At 69.8% G+C, this 19,701-nt stretch carries 12 protein-coding genes and 2 pseudogenes; 6 read left to right on the top strand and 8 right to left on the bottom strand.

All coding sequences use genetic code 11. The annotated features are described in order from the left end of the window. Positions 1–132 precede the first annotated feature (132 nt). From ACWGIF_RS26580 to ACWGIF_RS26570, 3 genes and pseudogenes are all read right to left on the bottom strand, one after another. A pseudogene (locus ACWGIF_RS26580) lies at positions 133–1,202 on the bottom strand (IS630 family transposase). Between the two features lie 58 nt (positions 1,203–1,260). Then, positions 1,261–1,458, bottom strand: a complete 198-nt coding sequence (locus tag ACWGIF_RS26575) for a hypothetical protein (RefSeq protein WP_453501143.1) — start codon at positions 1,456–1,458, stop codon at positions 1,261–1,263. A 585-nt stretch (positions 1,459–2,043) separates the two neighbouring features. Beyond that, positions 2,044–2,934 (bottom strand): hypothetical protein, encoded by an 891-nt coding sequence (locus ACWGIF_RS26570; protein WP_453501141.1) that lies wholly within the window; start codon positions 2,932–2,934, stop codon positions 2,044–2,046. A gap of 158 nt (positions 2,935–3,092) precedes the next feature. Between ACWGIF_RS26570 and ACWGIF_RS26565 the strand changes: the two genes are divergently transcribed. The 5 genes from ACWGIF_RS26565 to ACWGIF_RS26545 all read left to right on the top strand — a co-directional run bounded on the left by ACWGIF_RS26565 (position 3,093) and on the right by ACWGIF_RS26545 (position 9,929). Next, on the top strand, positions 3,093–4,346 hold the full coding sequence (locus ACWGIF_RS26565; RefSeq protein WP_453501166.1) for a CapA family protein: 1,254 nt from the start codon (positions 3,093–3,095) through the stop codon (positions 4,344–4,346). Positions 4,347–4,465: 119 nt separating this feature from the next. After that, positions 4,466–6,709 carry a HAMP domain-containing protein gene (locus tag ACWGIF_RS26560; protein ID WP_453501164.1) on the top strand — a complete coding sequence of 748 codons (2,244 nt, stop codon included), beginning with the start codon at positions 4,466–4,468 and terminating at the stop codon, positions 6,707–6,709. A gap of 6 nt (positions 6,710–6,715) precedes the next feature. Then, on the top strand, positions 6,716–8,317 hold the full coding sequence (gene pgsB / locus ACWGIF_RS26555; RefSeq protein WP_453501139.1) for a poly-gamma-glutamate synthase PgsB: 1,602 nt from the start codon (positions 6,716–6,718) through the stop codon (positions 8,315–8,317). Then, positions 8,314–8,796: a poly-gamma-glutamate biosynthesis protein PgsC/CapC gene (locus ACWGIF_RS26550; RefSeq protein WP_453501137.1), complete on the top strand. Its 483-nt coding sequence runs from the start codon at positions 8,314–8,316 to the stop codon at positions 8,794–8,796. The genes pgsB and ACWGIF_RS26550 overlap by 4 nt, the downstream gene beginning before the upstream one ends. Positions 8,797–8,849: 53 nt before the next feature. Then, a complete protein-coding gene (locus ACWGIF_RS26545; protein WP_453501135.1) occupies positions 8,850–9,929 on the top strand; it encodes an NlpC/P60 family protein in 1,080 nt (359 codons plus the stop codon). Positions 9,930–10,020: 91 nt separating this feature from the next. On the opposite strand, the pseudogene ACWGIF_RS26540 reads toward ACWGIF_RS26545, so the two are convergent. From ACWGIF_RS26540 to ACWGIF_RS26520, 5 genes and pseudogenes are all read right to left on the bottom strand, one after another. Continuing rightward, a pseudogene (locus ACWGIF_RS26540) lies at positions 10,021–10,234 on the bottom strand (SAM-dependent methyltransferase); the annotation flags it as partial. 1,080 nt (positions 10,235–11,314) lie between these two features. Then, positions 11,315–12,403, bottom strand: a complete 1,089-nt coding sequence (locus ACWGIF_RS26535; RefSeq protein WP_453501133.1) for a helix-turn-helix domain-containing protein — start codon at positions 12,401–12,403, stop codon at positions 11,315–11,317. A gap of 66 nt (positions 12,404–12,469) precedes the next feature. Continuing rightward, the gene (locus ACWGIF_RS26530; protein WP_453501131.1) at positions 12,470–13,078 is read right to left on the bottom strand and encodes a hypothetical protein; all 609 of its coding nucleotides are present in this window, start codon (positions 13,076–13,078) and stop codon (positions 12,470–12,472) included. A 692-nt stretch (positions 13,079–13,770) separates the two neighbouring features. Then, entirely contained in the window at positions 13,771–14,727 is a 957-nt protein-coding gene (locus ACWGIF_RS26525; protein ID WP_453501129.1) for a hypothetical protein, read from the bottom strand. A 5-nt stretch (positions 14,728–14,732) separates the two neighbouring features. Next, entirely contained in the window at positions 14,733–16,514 is a 1,782-nt protein-coding gene (locus ACWGIF_RS26520; protein WP_453501127.1) for a hypothetical protein, read from the bottom strand. Positions 16,515–16,881: 367 nt separating this feature from the next. Here ACWGIF_RS26520 and ACWGIF_RS26515 point away from each other — a divergent pair, with 367 nt between their 5' ends. Continuing rightward, positions 16,882–19,314 carry a Helicase associated domain protein gene (locus ACWGIF_RS26515; protein WP_453501125.1) on the top strand — a complete coding sequence of 811 codons (2,433 nt, stop codon included), beginning with the start codon at positions 16,882–16,884 and terminating at the stop codon, positions 19,312–19,314. The last annotated feature ends 387 nt before the right edge of the window (positions 19,315–19,701 follow it).

Raw genomic sequence — 19,701 nt, 5'->3', positions numbered from 1 at the left:
GCCACGGGCAAGGTCTGGTGCCGGGCGGATGGCTCCTGCCGGCCGATTAAAGTCGGTGATCTGCTCACCACATCATCGACCCCTGGGCATGCGATGGTAGCGGTTGATCGTGAAGCTTCATTTGGTTCGGTACTAGGGAAGGCGTTGACTCCACTTCCCTCGGGCACCGGACTTGTTCTCGTCCTTGCTGGCCTGACGTAATCTTCGTCTGCGTAACTCGCGGCGGAGCTTGCGGTCGAGGTTGTCAGGTGTGGCGAAGGCGGTGTTGGCCATCGCTCTGCGCACGAGTGACCAGACTGCCTCGACGGGGTTCAGGTCGGGCGCATACGGCGGCAGCCGGATGGTGGTGAGCCAGTCGTGCTCGGCCTCGTACCGTTTCAGCCCGGCGGCCAGGTGGGTGTTGAGGTTGTCCCAGACCACCACGATGGGGCCGTCGAGCTGGATGTGTGCCCGAACCAGCAGGTCGCGGTAGTCCTTCCAGGAGAAGCTCTTGCGTGCGCCCTTGAGCAGGAGATGGGTGCGGGGCCGGTGGATGAGACGGCTCTGCTCACCGGGTTTGTAGCAGCACAGCGCGGCGACCGAGGTCCGGCGGCGGGACCTGCCACGGACGCGGATGACAGGGGTGTGTCCGCGCCGGCCCCAGGTGCGGGCGACCGGCGGTGTCATCGAGAATCCGGCTTCGTCCTCGAAGACGATCCAGGCCCCCCATGCCGCCGCGAGGCTTTTACCCGTGGCCACACCTCCTTCTTCCACAGCTCCACCGCGTGCTCTTCACGCTCGAGGGCTCTGCGGGCGGGTGCCTGCCAGGACCAGCCGTGCCGTTTCAGCAGCCGTCATACCGTCACCACCGACAGGCTCACCCGCAGACGCCGGCGGATCACCGCCTGAACCCGGGCCAGAGTCCAGCGTTCGTCATCGAAGCCGTTCGCCGACGGGCCCTTGCCGAGTTCTTCCTCGAGCACAGCGAACTGGGCATCGGTGACGGTCGGGGAGTTCGCCGGACCCGCCGAGCGCAAGGCCTCCATGCCGCCCTTGCGCCAGGCACGACGCCCCCGTTTCGCCGACCGGACACTCACCCGCAGCTCTTTCGCCACCACCGCGGTCTTCTCACCCGCCGCGAACCTCTCGCCGGCCTGAAGCCGGATCCCCTCACGAAACGCCCGACGCTCAGCGGTCAGGCCCCCACCCTCCGGATACCTCACCCCACCGGCATACCGCAGGGATCATCAACCGTCACTACCCGACGACAACCCGAAAACCTCAGTAGTTGGCCGAGGGCGGCGACGGGCTGCTATGCGCGGGCGGTGGCCGCCTGGGGGGGAGGGTGTAGGCGTGGGTCTTGCTCCAGCCCTCGGAGCCGGCCGCGGTCGGGGAGAGGAGCTTGGGGAGGTCGGCCGGCCAGATCCCCTCCCGGATGACGGTCACCTCGACCGGGCGGAGTTCACCCGGCTGCGCCACGCCCTACGCAACGCAACTCCGCCGCCAACGCCGGTGCTGCGTTCAACGCGCTGGACGAGGACGGTGACGGCCGTATCGATCGGGACGTCTACCTGACACAGATCCGTTCCTTCGTCACTTACGGAACCTCTCCCATGGCACGGGCTCTCCACACGGAGGCCGGCAGCTGACGACATGAGGACCTGCGGCTTTCCAGAAACGCAAGCCACCCGCACGACGTGCCGCGGCAGAGGGCCGATACCAGACGGGCCAGCAGGCGCCTCCGTCAGGGGCCGCGGTCCCGGGCCTGGTCGACAGCGCGCGGCAGGTGTTGGTGGAGGCTGGCGACAGGTTTCCGGCCGAGACGCGGGCCCGCGCCGAAGCTGCGCTCACCGCTTTGCTCTGACCTTGTCTCTGCCCGCGGCCGCGCATGCGGCCGGAGAATCCGCCGCTCCGGCTCGGGCCGCGGTGTGCCGCAGGTGTTGCCAATCGGGGTTGCGGTGTCCGCGCTGCACGAGGGCCACGGCCAGGAGGTCGTGCAGTAGTCACGCACCCTACGCCGAAGGGGCAGGGATCCTCACGGGGTTCCGGCCCCTTCGCCGTCTCCTACGGGTTGCCCCGCGACCACCTCGTGGTGACGTACGCGATCGCCTGGGCAGCCTCGTCCAGCCGGCGGGACCCGGAGCGGACGGACCTGCTCAGTTCCACATGCAGGAAGCGGGTCCCTTGCTCGGCGGCGAGCCGGCCCTGCTCATTGGTCCGGCCCGACAGCTTGCAGGTGGCGGACCACGCTCGGCACACCTCGACGCCCCGGCCGTCCAGCTTCTTGGCGAGCCGTTCGGCGTCTTCGACCGCCCGCCTCCCCGCGCCGGTGGAGACGACGGAGTCGGTCCCGGGGATGGAGTCGTCGGCGAAGCCGTGCAGTTGGATGCCCGGCAGGCCGCGCCGGGTGAGCTCGGCGATCACGGCATGGAAGACCGAGTCGGTGCGGTGCGCCATGTCGGCCGGGTTCCCCTTGCCCCCGTCGTCCGCCTCGTCACCCGCTCCGGCCTCGCCGGTGCCCGTGCCCATCCCCGCCGTACGGTGGGCCCCCGCCATGACCATGACCCCACCGGGGGCGCCACGCAGGACCCTGACCCCGAGCCGCTCGGTGCCCTGGTCGGCGACCGGGTGGGGGACCTGGACCGACCAGCGCGGGCGCGCGCCGAGGTCGACGTAGACGCGACCCCAGCCCCGGTTGGCGGAGCCGGACCGGCCCGCCGCGTCGGAGACCTCCGCGAAGCGGCGTCCGCCGGCCGTGTCGGTGAACGTGTCGAGCCTGTAGTCCACCTCGGCCAGCCGAGTGCGCGCCGAGTCGACATTCCCCTCGAACAGGGAAGAAACACCCTCGACGATGATCGCCTTCTCGGCCTGCGTGGGCGCGCGATAGCCACCCGTGGCGCCGAATTCCGCGGCGAAGCGGGTGACCCGGCCGAGCAGGTCTATGTCCTCCGCCACAGGTGACGCAGAGGGCGCTGCTCCCTTTTCAGTCGAATTGGTCGGATCAAAAGCGGCGTAAACCACCAGCGACATGATCACACCGCAGATGATCGCGCCAATCGTTACGTCCTTTGTGAACTTCACAGTCTTCACTGGCTGAAAATAGCTGAGTGAAAATCGCCCCTACCCGTCCGGTCTCCATCCCGACCCGCGCCGCGCTCCTCATCCTCCCGCTGAGCCTCTCGCTCGCGGGGTGCGGCCCGCTCGGCGGCCTGCAGGAGAAGCCGGGGACGACGGCGGGCGAAGCGGCGGACGGAAGCGCCGGGAGCACGGGCCGGGCCTTCACTGTCGCCGCCGCGGGCGACATCCTCATCCACCCGCAGCTGACCGACCAGGCGGCGCGGGACGCCAAGGCGGCCGGGCACACGGGGTACGACTTCGACCGGATCATGGCGGGGGTCAAGCCGGTCATCAGCAAGGCCGACCTCGGCATCTGCCACATGGAGCCGGTCCTGGGCCGGGCGAACGGCCCCTTCCAGACCTACCCCGACTTCCTTGTCCCGCCGCAGATCGCCAAGACGATCAAGAGCATCGGGTACGACACCTGTTCGACGGCCTCGAACCACACCCTCGACCACGGCCCGGAGGGCGTGTTTCGCACCCTGGACACCCTGGACCGGGAGGGCCTCAAGCACACCGGCTCCGCCCGGAGCAAGGAAGAGGACGACAAGCCTCTGATCCTGGACGTCAAGGGTGTCAAGGTCGGGCAGATCTCCTTCTCCTTCGGCTTCAACGGGCGCGAGGTTCCCAAGGACAAGCCCTGGCTGGCCAACCTCACCAGCTTCAAGGCCATCGCCGCGGCCGAGAAGAAGGCCCGCGCGGCCGGCGCCGAGGTGGTGATCCTCTCCATCCACTGGGGCCGCGAGCACCAGCCGAACGCGAGCAACCCGCAGCTGGAACTGTCTCGCCGGATCGCCAAGGAGACCGGGATCAACCTGGTCATCGGCCACCACGCCCACGTCGTGCAGCCGATGGAGAAGGTCGACGGCATGTGGGTCGCGTACGGGCTCGGCAACCAGCTCGCCCGCCACGATGTGCCCAGCGGTCTGACCGAGGAGGGCGCCATCGGCTGGTTCGAGTTCAGCGAGAAGAACGGCACGTGGGACGTCGCGGCCCGTTTCGTGCCCACCTTCACTGACATCCCGCCGGACCCCGAGAGCACCCCGGGGTCGGACCTGCCCGGAACGAACACCGAGCCGGTACGCGACCACCGCCTGGTCGATGTCGTTGAGGCCCTCCAGAATGACAAGAACCTGCTGCCGGAACAGCGCGCCCGCTACCGCCTGGCCTTCGAGCGCACCCAGGGCACCATGCTCAACCGCGGCGCCGGCAAGGACGGACTGCGACCCCTGCGGGACCTGCCCGGGTGACCCCACCCCGCGCACCAGCCCTCGTACGTACGACCTCCCGCTCTTCAGTCCAGGAAGGACACCCCGCCGTGGCCGCAACCCGCAACAAGCGGCGGCGCAAGGCCGGCCGCAGGGCCGACATGTCACTGATCGGCGGCATCAGGCCGCCGATCACCGTGCTGTCGGTGCTGCTGCTCGCCCTGGCGGGGTTCACGGCGCTGAGCCTGGGCAGCGTCCGCGAGGACCGGCTGCCCGCAGCCGTGCTCACCTCCCAGCAGCACTTCGCCGAGGACGGCGCGATCGCCCTGCGCGCCTCGCTGGACGAGAGCGTCACCGACCTCGACCGGGCCGCGACCCTGTTCTCCACCGGGAAGCCCGTCGCCCCTGACGCCGTGCTCGACAAGATAGGCAGCGTCTACCAGAAGTGGCGCGGCACCGCGGTCGTCGAGATCAGCTCGGGCCGGCTGCTGGCCGCCCGCGGCGAGAACCTCCCCCTGACCGCGATCGACCGCACCCGGCTCTCCGGCGAGAGCGGCCTGGCCCCCCGTATGGTCAAACTCGCCAACGGCGAGACCCGGCTGCTCACCCTCTCCCTGCTGTCCTGGAAGGGCCAGCCCCAGCAGCTGCTGGTCGCCTCCAGCAGCCTGCGCTTTCCCGGCATCAGCCTCGGCAACTTCCGGGCCATCGCCGTCGTCGGCGCCGACGGCACGGTACTCAGCAACGACGGCATTCCCGAGCCCGAGATGGTCCTCACCGATCTCCAGCGCGCCGACGTCAAACGCGACATCAAGCAGCTCGACTCCTTCGCCAAGACGGCGGCCAAGCGAACAAAGGCCAACCCCCTGACCGCGAAGGAACCCGGCTCCGGCGGCTTTCTCGGCGTCAGCGGCAGCCTGATGGGAGGCGAATGGGGCGGTGAACGCGCCGCCGCTGGCTACGCGCGCCTCGCCGGTCCCGAACCGGGCGTCGGCACCAGCGCCACCAGCCTGGAGCTGACCGTCGTCGCCATGGTCAACGTCGCGCAGAACCCCGCGCGCACCTCCGACGCCTTCGCCGGGCTGGTCCTGGCCGGCGCCCTGCTGCTGGTCGGCGCCCTGGTCGTCGCCCTGCTCCTCGGCACCGTGCAGCGCCCGCTGATCGCCCTGTTCCTGGAGAGCCGGCGCCTGACCCGCGGTGACCTGACCCGCCCGGTGTCCGTCCCCCGCGGCAGTGAGGCAGCCCGGATCGCGACCGCCCTGGAGCAGTTGCGCGGCCAACTGCTGGACGACGCGGCCCCGGCGCCCGTCTCCGGCGGCAGGCAAAAGCGCCGTACGGGCGCCCGCGTGCTCCTCGCGCTGTGCGGGGTCCGGCTCCTGGCCTGGTGCGTGCCGCTGGGCCTGCTGGTCAACCGGGCCGACGAAGACGTCGTCGTACCGCAGCAGCTGGTCAACGACCAGCGGGAGCGCACCGACACCCTCAACGACCGGATCCGGCGCGCCCTCAACGAGGGCCAGGCTGACCTGCTGTCCGTCGCCTCGCTGATGGGCGACGACACGAGCCCGCAGCACATGACCACCGTCCTGGAGCACACCGCCCGGGAACACCTGCGCTACGCGTCCCTGTACGTGCTTGACGGCACCGGCGAGGTTCTCGCCCGCGCGGGCGGCGCACCGCAGGCCACCAGCGGCAAGGGACCCCGCAAGGAGCAGATCGCCCTCCACGACGGCGGCAAGGAACCCGTCGTCGTCGCGACCGCCCTGATCCCGGGCCGAGGCGGCGCGGCGGTGGTCGGCGAGCTGCGCATCGACTTCCTCAACTCGCTGCTCAGACGGCCGGGTCTGGGAGAGATCCGGGTGGTCGACTCCCAGCACCGGATCATCGCCTCCAACAGCGGCTACCGCGCCTTCGAGAAGCTCGACGACGAGCGGCTCGACGCCCTCGTCGCAGGCTCCGCCCTCAAGGTCGGCATGTCCCCGCGGCCCGGCAGCATCCTCTACCGCAGCGGCGGCGACCACGTCATCGCGGCCGCCGCGCCGTTCGTGGGCGGCGGCGCCGCCAAGCCCATGGACTGGACCGTGGTCAGCTGGCAATCCGCCAAGGGCCTGGCCATCCACGAGTACAGCCTGCAGAACCGCACCGTCCTCGCTGGCCTGCTCGGCTTCGCGGTCGGCGCGGCCTGCCTGGGCTGGCTCCGGATCATCGTGGTCGTCCCGCTGCGCGAACTCGCCCGGCGCGCCGAGGCCCTCGCCGACGGCGACAGGCGCACGGTGCTGTACCCCCGCCACCACGACGAGGTGGGTGCCGTGACGCGCAGCCTGGAGATCATCCGCCAGCAGCTCCTGCAGCGACAGCAGCAGCGCAAGCAGGCCGCCGGGCGGCCGTCCGCCCCGGCCGGAAGGAACTGATCTCCCGTGCTCTTCCTCTACTGCGTGCTGCTCGTCTGCTGCGCGATCATGCTCGTCGCGGGCATCGTGGAGCAGCGGCGGCACTTCGCCAGCCTGCACCGGATACCGAACCGGGTGCTGGTCAACGGCATCCGCGGCAAGAGTTCCATCACCCGGCTGTGTGCGGGGGCGCTGCGCGGCGGCGGTCTGACCACGGTCGCCAAGACCACCGGCACGGCGGCCCGGTTCATCCACCCGGACGCCACCGAGGAACCCGTCTACCGCAAGTTCGGCATCGCCAACGTCGTGGAGCAGATCGGTATCGTGCGGCGCGCCTCCGCCTACCGTCCGGACGCACTGGTCATGGAGTGCATGGCGGTCATGCCGGCGCTGCAGGAGATCAACCAGTCCAAGCTGATCCAGTCGACCATCGGCGTCCTGTGCAACGTCCGCGAGGACCACGTCGCCGAGATGGGCCCGACCCTCGACGACATCGCGCGTTCCCTGTCCCGGTCGATGCCGTACGGCGGGATCTGCGTCACCGCCGAGAAGGAGCGCTTCGACGTCCTCCAGGAGGAGGCCGACGCCCGCGACTGCCGGCTGCTGTACGCCGACCCCGACACGGTCAGCGACGAGGAGCTGCGCGGCTTCAGCTGGTTCACCTTCAAGGAGAACGTTGCCATCGCGCTCCTCGTCGCCGAGCTCCTCGGCGTCGACCGGGACACCGCCCTGCAGGGGATGTACGAGGCCCCGCCGGACCCGGGTGTGCTCTCGGTCGAGCGGTACCTGGCCCCCGGCGGGAAGCGGCTGCGGTTCGCCAACGTCTTCGCGGCGAACGACCCCGAGTCGACGCTGATGAACATCAACCAGCTGCTGGACCTGGGTGCGGTGGACCGCCCCCTGAGCGTGGTGATCAACTGCCGGCCCGACCGGGTCGAGCGCAACGGCCAGATGGGTTCGATCATCCCCGAACTGCGGCCGGACAAGGTCTTCGTGATCGGCCACCCCGCAAAGAGCGCCATCGACGCGATCCCGGCAGAGTGGCGCGACCGCGCCGTCGACCTGGGCGGCGACCACCGTGACGGCGACGAGTTCATGCAGGAACTGCTGGGGCACCTCGGCCCCAGCTCCTCGCTCGTCGCCATCGGCAACATCCACGGGCAGGGCGAGGTACTGCTGGAGCACCTCGCGGAGCTGCCGGCGGACGACGCGGACGACTCCGAGGACTGGGACCAGGTACCGCACGAGGAGCCGACGGGGCAGTTCACCCGCCCCCTCGACCCGTACGCGGACGCCCCGTACGGCCAGGACCCGTACGGCCAGGACCTGTACAGGCAGGACCCGTACGCGCAGGTAACGAACCCGCAGGTCTCGAACGGCGGCCGCTCGTACGCGCAGGTCCCAGGCCAGGTCCCGAACGGCCACGACTCCTACGTTCCGGCCCCGCGGGTGCCGCTCCCGTTCGCACAGGCCCCGCAGGCGGCCCCGCCACACGTCCACGCACCCGACCCCTACGGCATCGGCGCTGCCAAGCCCGTACCGGCCTGGCCGCAGCATCAGTCGCAGCCGCAGCAGATCCACCCGAGCCCCCCGCCGGGGCAGTGGCAGAAGCCAGGAGAAACTCGTTGATCCCCGCCGTCCTCACCCCGGAGATCGCCGCGATCGGCATTGCCCTGGGTCTGCTGTTCTCGCTCGTCTGCTACCTCACGACCAACCTCTCTCCCGGCGGAATGATCACCCCCGGTTGGCTGGCGCTGACCCTCCTGGAGGACCTCCAGCGAGCCGCCCTCGTGGTCGGCGTGACCGTCACGACCTACGTGCTGACGCTGGTCGTGCAGCGCTTCGTGATCCTCTACGGCAAGCGGCTGTTCGCGGCCGTCGTGCTGCTCGGCGTCCTCATCCAGGCCACCGTGGTGATCGTGCTCCAGATGGAATTCCCGCTCCTCTACACGAACCAGACGCTCGGCTTCATCGTGCCGGGCCTGATCGGCTACCAGCTGGTCCGCCAGCCGAAGGGGGCCACCCTGCTCGCCACCGGCAGCACCACGCTCATGACGTACGTCGTGCTGACCGCCGGCATCCTGCTCGGCGTCATGCCGGCCGCGTAGCCCCCGAAAAACCCGCGCCCGCGCCCGTCCTCAATCGCTCCGGAGCCCCCCGCATGACCGCCAAGTCGAAGAGCCGCACACGTTCCGCACTGCACGCGGCCCTCGTGCTCGCGCTGCTGGCCGGCAGCGCCTACCTCACGTACGAACTGCGCGCTGAGGAGCAGGCCAAGGCGCCCGCCGTCCAGGTCGTCGACGACAAGAACATCGCGGCCGGCGCCGACGCGGGCGAGGCGGGCGCCCAGAAGTGGGAACGGCTCCAGAGCCCCGACCGGTCGGTGATGCGCGACGGCACCGGGCAGGTGCTGGCCACCTTCACCGACGGCGCCCGCACGGCCACCCTCACCGGGCCAAGCCGCACGTTCACCGAGCCAGCCAACACCACGACCAGGGTCGTGACCGAAAACTGGGTCCGCCTCATGCCGGAGCCGTGGAAGCCGGGCGCGGAGAACCAGCAGTGGTTCGGGGAGTGGTTCAAAAAGTACTTCGGGAGCCAGGAGGACGACATCTTCGCGATGGCCTTCCAATACGGCGACCAAGCTCCGGTGAAGAAGGACGCGCAGGGCACCTCGTACGCGGGTGACGCCTCCTTCGGCCCGCTCAACCCCACCGGCTCGGCCGGCAACGACCTGCGCCTGGAGCAGTCCGACTTCTACGACTACCTGGGCACCCCGTACACCTTCCGCAACGGAACCAAGAAGCAGGCCCAGACGGCCCGGTACCGATCCATGGACTGCTCCGGCTTCATCCGCACCGTCTTCGGCTACCGGGCCCGCTACCCGCTCCTGCCCGATGACAAGCCCGGCTCCGGCCTGCTGCGGACCGCGAACGGCATGGCCCGCGCCGCCCTGGGCACAGACGTCCTCCCCCTCAAGGGCGTCGGCCCGCAGGACCGGCCCGTCAACATCGACGTGATCCAGCCGGGCGACCTGCTGTTCTTCAAGCTCGACGCGCGCACCAAGGACCGTCTCGACCACACGGGCATCTACCTGGGCACCGACACCGACGGCCACAAGATCTTCATCTCCAGCCGGGAAGAGGCCAACGGCCCGACCATCGGTGACAAGGGCGGTACCTCGCGCCTCGACGGCAACGGCTACTACGCGACGACCCTGCGCAGCGCGAAGCGGCTCTAGATGGTGGGTGCGGTATCCGGCGGGGGCCAGCTCCCGCCGTCCCCACCCCGCGGCCACGGCGGGATGCCGACCGACCGGCTGGACCAGCCACCAGGCCGGAGCGGGACGTGAGCTCGGCCGCCTCGCCGGCCGAGGCCAGCGCCGACCTACGCAGCCGGATGGGCAGAGGCCAACGCCACTGGCGGCCGGGCGCCGGAGACCCCGAGAGCAGTCAGGGCGTCGCGCTGGCTCAGCAGCGCCGACCCCGGCCCCGCGCAGGAATCCAGTGCCACGTGGGCGGTGACATCGCAGCTGCCGTCCGGCACCGCCGGCGTGGGTGTGGCCAGTCCACCGCCACCGCCAGGCCCCTCGCCCGGTTGGCCCGTCCGACGGGGCCGGGGAGCCGTTCGCGGAGGCTGACCGGTAGGCCTCCTGGCGCTGGAACCGGGCCTGGTCTGCACCTCGCCTGCCCCAGCGCTCCGCGACGGTGAAAACCGTGTCGGAGCCGCTGTCGGCCTACTCACGCTCGGGCCACGGCTACCCGCGGAGCTGAGCCGGGACGGGTGGGAGTTCGCCGGGGGCGGGGGAGGGCGGGTCGCGGCCCGGGGAGGCAGGGGCCGGGGTGGTCCGGCCGTGGTGCTCTGCCAGGACAGATGCGGAGGAGGCGATTCCCGGTCGCCCGAAAGAGGAGTACGTCCTTACGGCCACGGGGCCGGACGGATGGGCTCTGGACCGCGCCCCAGCGAACCTTGCACAGGGGGCAGGTCAGCGGCTGTGCGTCCGGCCAGGAGCGGCGGGCGCGCGCTGAGTGGAACGGCCCGTACATGGCGGCGTGCTCGTAGACGATGTCAGGCTGGTCCCGGTAGGTGTGTCCCAGCCCGATCAATCTTCGACGAGCAAGATCGTGCACGCCTTCGGCAAGTGCTGGTAGGCGCGTGAGGAGTCGGCGCGGGCATACCCAGGGCCACATAGCCCCGTATGCCTCAATCAGGGTATCCACCAAGTCGTCACCGTCACCCGTCCACACCGTGGTGAATCGTGTCTGATCGGTGTTGTTCCACCCGTAGGGATTGAACCCGCCGTATGGGTCTTTGTGTCTGAATGACCAGTCCCGCTCGCTACCCCGATTGTCCTGTCCGGCACTCATCCAAGGCCTCCTTCCGCCAGCCGTAGGCGAGCCGACGAGCTGTGAGCCCTGTTAGTACGCAGCCCACCGAACCGTTGATCCTATAAGGCTTTAGTTCCTCGACGACCGGCCTGATGCCGCCCCACTCCTCCATTGCGAGCGGCAGCGTTGTCGGCCTTCGTTGTCTGTGGCGGACCAGCAATGGTTTTACGCAGCGCGTTCGTGCCGCCTGAGACCTGCTATGCCTGCGTGTGACGGAGGGCCCCACATACGGATGGGGTCAGGGGACCAGTGACAGATTTCGCTGTGCGGCAAAGTTGTCCATCTGGCGGCCACCGGAGAGGGGGGTCAGGGTGAGACCGAACAGAAGTCTGTTCAGTTCCTCGCCGGTCAGCCCCAGTTCTGCTGCAACATCGGCAGGCTTGATGTGTTTTGTGCGAAGCGCAGTGAAGACCTTGGTCAGCACCTGCGACGTTTCTCGCTGCCCCATGCCCTCGGGCTCGTCGGACCGGTACCCCAATCGACTCAGCTCCGCACACGTCGAGCGGTACTGCCAGTCCGTGAGGAGGCTCAGGTCGTGCATGCGATAGGTCAAGGCCATGGCGGACACGTTCCAGATCCGCTTGCCCCGGATGATCTGGTCGACATGCGCGCCTGAGGGCATGTGCCCGAGGACGCTGGCCCTGGGCATCAGAAACGCAGAGGCGAACTCATTGGCCTGTCGTTCAGCTTCGGGGCCGGAGCACGCGTGCTCGCTACCGTGCATGACGAGGTGCCCGAGTTCGTGGGCAGCGTCGAAGCGGCCTCGCTCGGCCGACTTGAGTGTGTTGAGGAACACGAAGGGTACGCCGTCACGCCACACCGCGAAGGCATCGACCTCGGCGTGGTCGGGGTCCAGGGAGAACACGCGCACCCCATGGGCCTCCAAGAGGTGGACCATGTTGGGTGCCGGCGCATCGCCCAGACCCCATCGGGTGCGGACCATGCCGGCGGCTGTTTCCGGGTCAGGTTTGCCCAGTGAGGGCACGTCTACGGCTGGGAGCTGGAACCTTCCGTCGATCCAGTCGTACAGCATCGCAGCTAGCGTTCCGGACGCCCGCGCGGCATCCAGTACCCGTGCCGAGGTCTTGCTGCGAGCCCTCCAGGAGATCCCTTCGGAAGGAAATTCGTCCAGCCCCGGCCCTTCGAAGAAGACGGCGGGAAAATCCAATGCTGAGGTGATCTTGGCCAGAGTGTCAGGACGCGGAGAGGTGCGGCCGGTCTCGTAGTTGGAAAGGCTCTGCAGCGACACCCCGGCTTGTTCAGACAGTTCGGCGAGGGTCAGGCCCCTGCGCCTGCGGGCCAGTGCGATACGGGACGGGGTCACCATGGGAGGCTGCCTCAGCTATCGGTGGTGCACGGTAGGGCGACGGGGTCAGCCGCCCTACCGACGGGCTCAGCGGAAGTCGACGGTGATGTCGATCTCTTCAGGCCCATCATCGTTCAAATGTTCGATTCCGTCCATCCGGAGCGGAGGGAGCGGAATCCGCCGTCGCCATTCGATCACGAAACCATCCGCGAACCGCTTAGGCTGCGACAACTCACAGTCGATCCGCACTTCGTCCCCAACCTGCGTGCGGAATGCAACCAGGAACCACGTCTTGAGCGCGAAGGCCTCCTCCTCGCTCAGTGCCACGCCCTTGGGTCCGGCGTCAGCCGCGAACAGGGCTGTCTGGATATGTGGGGCACCCTCGCCTGCATTGGCCCGGGTGACCTGCTCGGTGGCCAGGCCGCGTCGACGCGCGTTCTTCGGGTCCAGGCTCGCCTGCCCCGTGGCCGCATCACCGGCCATCACGCCGATCGCGACCGACCGGTCGGCGCGGCAGACCAGCTCAAGGCGGCCATGTACGAGCCGAGCCCACCCCTCGTGCTCGATATGCAACTCGCGTAGGGTGCGGACCTGCGCCTCGTAGGCCCGCCGGCCTGCCGTTCCCGTCGGATCGTTGGGGACAGCGGTTCGCCTCGCCGCCTCGCCTGCACGCAAGACGCGGTGCAGGAACTCCAACCTGGTCCCCAGGCCCCCCAGCTGCACCCGTACATCATCGGGTTCTGAGGGCGGCGTTACGAGGGGCAGGGTCAATGAGGCCTCCGGGAGTCGACAGAAACGTATAAGAACCCTACCGCAGATGCGGTCCCATATTTATAAGAACGAGCAAGCTGGCATGTCAGCACACTCACCTACCTGCAAGAGAGTTGTCTCAACAGAGCGAGGGCACTGCAACGCCTGCCGTGGCCTGGGAGTGCTCACGTCCCGTCAGAGCCGGGTCCAGGCCCAGGTCGTCGCGAGCCGTCTGAGAGGCGCGAAAAATGCCCACCGCTGCGCCTTTCTCTGACCTGCGATGCCGCAGACAGATGAGCGTGGGTGCGCACCATCCGGTGGGGGAGTGCGGTGCATCGTGCACTGCGCACCGCACCGGTGCGCACTGCCGTGGCCACCTCGCTCCGTCGCAGCCCCCACACAGCGGTCTCTTCCGCCTGGCGCCGCGCAAGGCGTGATTGGGCGGGCCAGGCTCCGCGCCTGGGTGTCCCTCGTGATCCGGTCGTGCTGCCTTCCAGCACCTGACGGTGATCACGCCACCGCCCACGAGCCCGGCCCGCTGGCGGCAACAACGGTGCGATCACCGCCCACGCGGCATCAGACAACTCGGCTTCCCTCACGACCGGACCAACGATCCGATGATCGGAAAGGCGCCCCTCCTAGGGTTCAGGGCAGTTGTACTGCTCGGGCAGGGGAACGGTGACGCAGTACCGGCCCCGGCCGCGGGTCTCTTCAACGACGGCATCGGGAACGGTGAAGACGGCGGTCTTCGAGGGGGGCATCAGGACCGTGCCGATCTGGCGGACGAGTGAGGCCTTGTCCGAGGAGGGGTCGATCGCGTAGAGCCCCACGGGCAGCCGCGTTCCGGGCTGGAATCCGTAGACGAGGATGCGGTGGCTGCCGTGGTCCAGGGCCATGCGGTCGGTCCTGTCCGGGAGTTCCACAGGATGGCTGTGCCGGGCCGTGAGTTCTCCCTGGGTCGCCTCGATCGTGAGTTCGCCGGCGGCGGCGAGGGCTTCGCGCGCCGTGTCGGGCGGCACGAACCACCATTTCTCGCTCTGCAGTACGCCGTCGCCCTGCCCGTGCACCGTGAGCTCCCGCCCGGTGAAGAGCGAATCGGCCGGTTCCAGCTTCGCGTGGGTGAGGGCGGAGGAGGTGGGCCGGGCCGTGGTCGTGTACTGGCGGCCGCCGGCGTCGACGGTCACCCGGACCGGCTCGTCGGGCGAGAAACCGCTCAAACAGAGCGCCACCTCGTTGGGGGTGAGGACCGGGTCCCGTCCCGTGATGTTCCCGATCCAGACCGAGGGCGGGTCACCGAGGCCCGGGATCCTGCCCGGGTCCGCGGCGCAGTCCGGGGCGGCCCCGTCGCCCGCCGCGAGGACGGTGATCTGCTGTGCCAGTAGGAGGTCCGTGGCCGGGTCGGTGGTCGTGCCGGAGGAGGTGCGCGGGGCGCCGGAGGTGGGCGGCGCGCTGGTGGGGCGGCTCGTGGTGACCGTGGCGGTCGGCGGGCCGGTGGCAGGGCCCGTGGGGCCGGACGGCGACGGGGAGCCGGAGCCGCACCCGGTGACGAGCCATCCCAGAACGACGATGCCTGGGAGCAGCGTTCTCTTCCTCACGTGTATCACGGTCCTTTCGACGGTCGGCCGCTCGGCCCGGCGCACCGGGCCCCGACGGCCGTGGCCTGTTGCCGGAGGGCGTTCGCGACTTCCTCGTGGCGCTGCGCGGTGATCTCTCTATTGGTCTCGGCCTTGTGGAGCTGATCGAGCGCGTCCCGAAGGTCCGCGCAGCCCGCGTCCAGTTCTCCGCGCTGGAACTCCCAGGAGGCCGCGAGCGCCTGCCAGAGCCCGCGCCGGGCGAACCCGCGCTCCTTCGCGATCGCCTCCTTGATGGTGGAGATGGCTCCGGCCAGGTCTCCGCGTCCAAAGGCGTGCACCGCCGCGACGGAGATGGCCAGCACCCGCAGCTCCTTGACCGCGTCGCCGCCCTCGGCGGAGCGGACGCGCTGGAGGGCCCGGCCGATTGTCCCGTCATCGGGGACGAGCCGCGCCGTCACCCTGCACTGCTCCACCTGGGCCAGGTTCACGGAAGCCCGCAGCCGGCCGACTTCGGAGAAGGCGTTGTCGGCCGCGAGCCGCCGGAGCTCTGCCGAGGAGGCGGCCAGAGCCTCGGCGTCCACCGTGCCTGGGTGGCAGCTCGGCGACGGGCCGAGCGCCAGCTGGTACCGCGAACCCGCGAGGCTGAGGCGGGCGCGCAGCGCGATCGGGCCGTTCGGGTCGATGGCCTGGTAGTCGGCGCGGGCCGCTTCGAAGTAGGGCTTGCGCCCGGCGGCCGGGAGGCCGACGGCAACCTGCTCGAGGGAGTGTCCGCGGAAGAGGCGGACCAGGTCGGCCGTCACGAATTCGGCGCCGTCGTCCCGGGTTCCGCCCACGCCCGACGGCAGCAGCCGGTCCAGCGCACTGCGCGCGTCAGCGACCCTGCCGCTCCGCCAGAGGTCGAGGGCGTGGGTGAATCCGGCCAGTCCGTGCGTCCGGCGGGCCAGTTCGGTGATCACGTGTCCGCGGCCCGTGGCGGAGTTCCAGTCCTGGTCGAGCCAGATCTGGCCGCCGAGGTACCAGCCAGCGAGTTCGGGTGCGTGGACCACCTGCGCGGCCCGTACGTAGACGGCGGGCCGGAGGCCGATCTGCCCGGAGGCGTCGGTGGTGACGAGGCCGCCGATGACGATCCCGGCGTTGGTCTGGTCGACGAAGCCAGCCGTCCAGTCGTCCAGCTTCCGATGGTCCTGCCCCGCCTTGCCGAGCACGCTCAGCGGAGGCGAGGTCACCCGGGCGTAGTCGCGTGCCGTGCTTCCCTCCGGCAGTTGATCCTTCGACAGGGCCGCGGTGAAGGCCTCCGACACGTCGTCCAGGACCTGCTGGTCCTGGCCCGCGCCGACGCCCTCGAAGCCGACCACGGCCACGTCCTGCGTACCGGGCAGCCGGACCAGCTCGGGTGGGGGCGGACGGGGCTGGAAGACGACCACCAAGGCGGCGCAGGTGAGCATGAAGCCCGCCAGGCCGGCGACGAAGAACCAGCGCGCACGACGGGACAGCGTGGGGCGGTCCTTGAACTCCTTCCTGACGGCGACGATCCCACCGACCAGGACCGCGAACACGAGGAGAACGGCGGCTACGGGGCTGGACTTGATGCCGAACAACTGCAGCAGCGGACCCAGGGCCGCCGAGAGCAGCGTGGTGGCGAGCGCGAGCAGACCCAGTACCCACGGAGGGTTGCCGGAACCGCTCTCCGACGCCTGCGGTGTACGGTCAGCGGGGTTCTCGTCCGGAGCGTCCGGCCCAGGGCCGTCCAGGATGACCTCCCTTCGGAACACGGTTCGCGTACGGGCCTCCACCCACCATCCCGGCACCGGGGACACCCCTGCCCGTGGCGCGCCTCGCCGGGCCGCCCACTCCCCACGTTCGGGTGAGCGGCTGCCTGGCCGACTCCGGAAGCGCACCAGGAACGCGTAGCTCGGGCGACTCGAAGGAAGCGAGGTGAGCACCCCCGCCGCCCGCTGGATCGACGCCCAGCTGGGGGTGATGGTCTGCGGGGGAGCGTCAGTGGAACATCGCCATCTGAATGTCAGTGGCGCATCCCTAGTGACCTGGTAGTTGGCACTGACAGTCAGCGCGCACCTGTCGCTGACGCGAGTGACGACTGGCCAGGTCATTCTCACGCCGACTGCCAGGCGGATCCGGCTGCGTGTGTGGTCGGGTGTAGGTGATGATGAGCCGGTGAGTACCACCACCGTCGTCGACTCGCGCGTTTCCCACGAACCTGGGCGTGCGCTCTTCCCCGATCAGCTCCGGGGGCTCGACACGGTGGTCAGACACCTGCACCGTCCGGGCACCCGCGGGCTGTACGTGTCGGCGACGGGAACAGGCAAGACGGTCGTCGGGATCCGGACGGCGCTCGCGCTGCGCGCCCGCCTAATCCTCGTGGTGGTACCCACGCTGGACCTTGCCACGCAGACCGCGTTGGCGTGGCGGGCGGACGGCTACGCGCACCACCTGATCATCGTGTCCTCGATGGACGCCGCCGGCCACGGCGCGCTCGCGGCAGCGCAGGTCGGCTCGACCGGCGATCCGGCGGCGCTGGCCGCCCTGCTGTCGGTGGTCGGCCCAGGGCCGGACCAGATCCCGTTCCTGACCGTGGTGTGCACCTACGACTCCCTGGACAAGATCCGCGACGCCCAGCACAGCGGCCGTCCGGTGCCGCCGTTCGATTTGGCGATCATGGACGAGGCGCACCGGATCGCGGGCCGTCCGGACAAGAAGTGGACGGTCATCAACGACGGCGCGGCCATCCGGGCGGACCGCCGCCTCTACATGACCGCGACCCCGCGCAGCTTCGCCGCCCCCGAGGTGTCGGACTCCGCCAGCCTGATCCGCCCGCGCCGCCACCGCCCCGCCGCCGAGCCGGCCGACGCGTCCGCCAACTCGATGGACAACGAGGCCGTCTACGGCCGGAAGATCTTCGAATACCCTCTCGCGACTGCCATCGCGGACGGCAGAGCCGCGGATTACCGGATCGTAGTTCCCACGATCACCGACGCAGACCTCCGCGCCCTCCTCAACGTCCCCCCACCCGGCACCGCCGATACCGCGGCCGCGGGCGGAGGGACTGCCCATGGCGGGGCTGGGGAGGCCGCGGCGCGGACCACCGCGCTGCACCTGGCCGTCCTCAAGGCCATGACCCAGCACAGCCTGCGCAGGGTGCTGGTGTACTTCCACCTCGTCGAGGACGCCACACGGTTCACCCACGAGCTCGGCCACTCCCTGCGCCTGCTCAGGCGCAACGCCCCCCACCTGTGCCCCGACCTCGACCCGGCCCTGTTCTTCGTCCACGGGGACCACACCCCCGACGAACGAGCCGGCATCTTCACCGCCTTCGCCGCCGCCCCCCGCGCGATCATGACGAACGCGAAACTCATCTCGGAGGGCGTCGACATCCCCAGCGTCGACGCCATCGTCTTCGCCGACCCCACCCGCAGCGTCATCCGCTGCGTCCAAGCCCTCGGCCGCGCCCTGAGACTCGACGTCTCCGGCAAGACCGCCTCCCTGATCGTCCCCGCCTACCTCCCGCCGGACGCCGACCCAGAAGACATCCTCGGCACCGCCTACGAGCCCGTGTGGGCGATCACCACTGCACTGGCGAGCCACGACCACCGCATCGTGGAACGGCTCCCGGACAAGGCGAACCGGCTCCCCAAGGAGACCAGCGCGCTGGTCTCCAAGCGCTGGCACTTCGACTTCACCCTCCACCCCGAACGCATCGCCCGCGCCATGGACCTGATCGCGTTCAACCCCCGCGGCCCGCTGAGCCGCTCCCGCCGCGCGGGCCTCGCCGCCGCACAGGCCTTCCACGACGACTACGGCCACCTCGACGTCCCCGCCGACCCGATCGGCTTCGAGCTGGGCCGCTTCATCAACACGATGCGCGACGCCCGGGCAGCCGGCCGCCTCGACCCGGAGTGGATCGCCGAACTCGACGCGCTCGGCATGATCTGGGACAAACACCAGGCCGCATGGCGCGCCCGCCTCACGGTAGCCGCCGACTACCACGCGACACACGGCCACCTCGCCGCCCCCGCCACCACCCCGATCGGCGCCTGGCTCGCAGAGCAGCGCTCCCACGCCGCCAAGGACCAGCTCGCCCCGCAGCGGGCTGCCGACCTGGCCGCACTCGACCCCCACTGGCAACTCCCGCACGGTCCCGACTGGCACCGCAAATACCACCTGCTGCGCCACCACCTCGAAACCGGCCGCCCCCTCACCGCCGACACCACCGCCGGCAGCGTCAGCCTCGGAGGCTGGGCCGTCCGCCAGCTCACCCACTGGACCACCCTGGAGACCGGCCAGCACGTGCTCCTGGAAGCCCTCGGCCTCACCCCGGCCACCGCCAGCCTGGCCCCCCGCCCGACAGCCCGCCGCACCTTCGCCCAGACCGTCCAGCTCCTCGAACTGTTCCTCCACCGCGAACACCGCGCCCCCACAGCCCGCGAAACCATCACCGTCGACGGTGACACCGTCAAGATCGGCCCATGGTTCGCCAAGACACGCACCAAGATGCGCGCCGGCCAACTCGACCCCAAACACGCCCAACTCATCGCAGCGCTCTTCGACAGCGACTGGACCGACGAAGACCCTGCCCCGGCCTTCACCTGACCCTGCCGATAGCAATGTCCGGACTACGCGGCCCCATGATGAACAGGAAGCCCCTCCCAAAACCCCCAGGCTTCACTCCTTACCGGCCACCCAAAGAGGCACGACCCCCACATCCAGATTCCCAGAAAGTTTTGAGGGAAGGAAGCAGCGGTCCGAAGCGGCGCGCTGTTAGGCCGATCGCCACTCCCGACGCCTTCACGCTCACGCCTGCCATGATCCCGTCATGGCTATCACCGTCGAGTTCTTCGTGGCACCGGACGATGCGTCAGCGGCCGTAATCGGCCCCCGCTATCGGGTCTGTACGGTCAACGGTGTAACTCCCGATCAAGGAAGTAGCACCTGATGAGCGACGTGACTGTCTCGGTCGAGGCGGTTGAAGAGGTCCGG

The organism is Streptomyces sp. NPDC054849, from assembly GCF_053610945.1.
Note: the sequence above shows the minus strand (reverse complement) of the source record. Positions and strands in the feature narration are given on the sequence as shown.

Coding starts and splice junctions, on each gene's coding strand:
- ACWGIF_RS26560 (WP_453501164.1), top strand. CDS start 4,466: ATGTCACTGATCGGCGGCATCAGGCCGCCGATCACCGTGCTGTCGGTG.
- ACWGIF_RS26545 (WP_453501135.1), top strand. CDS start 8,850: ATGACCGCCAAGTCGAAGAGCCGCACACGTTCCGCACTGCACGCGGCC.
- ACWGIF_RS26535 (WP_453501133.1), bottom strand. CDS start 12,403: ATGGTGACCCCGTCCCGTATCGCACTGGCCCGCAGGCGCAGGGGCCTG.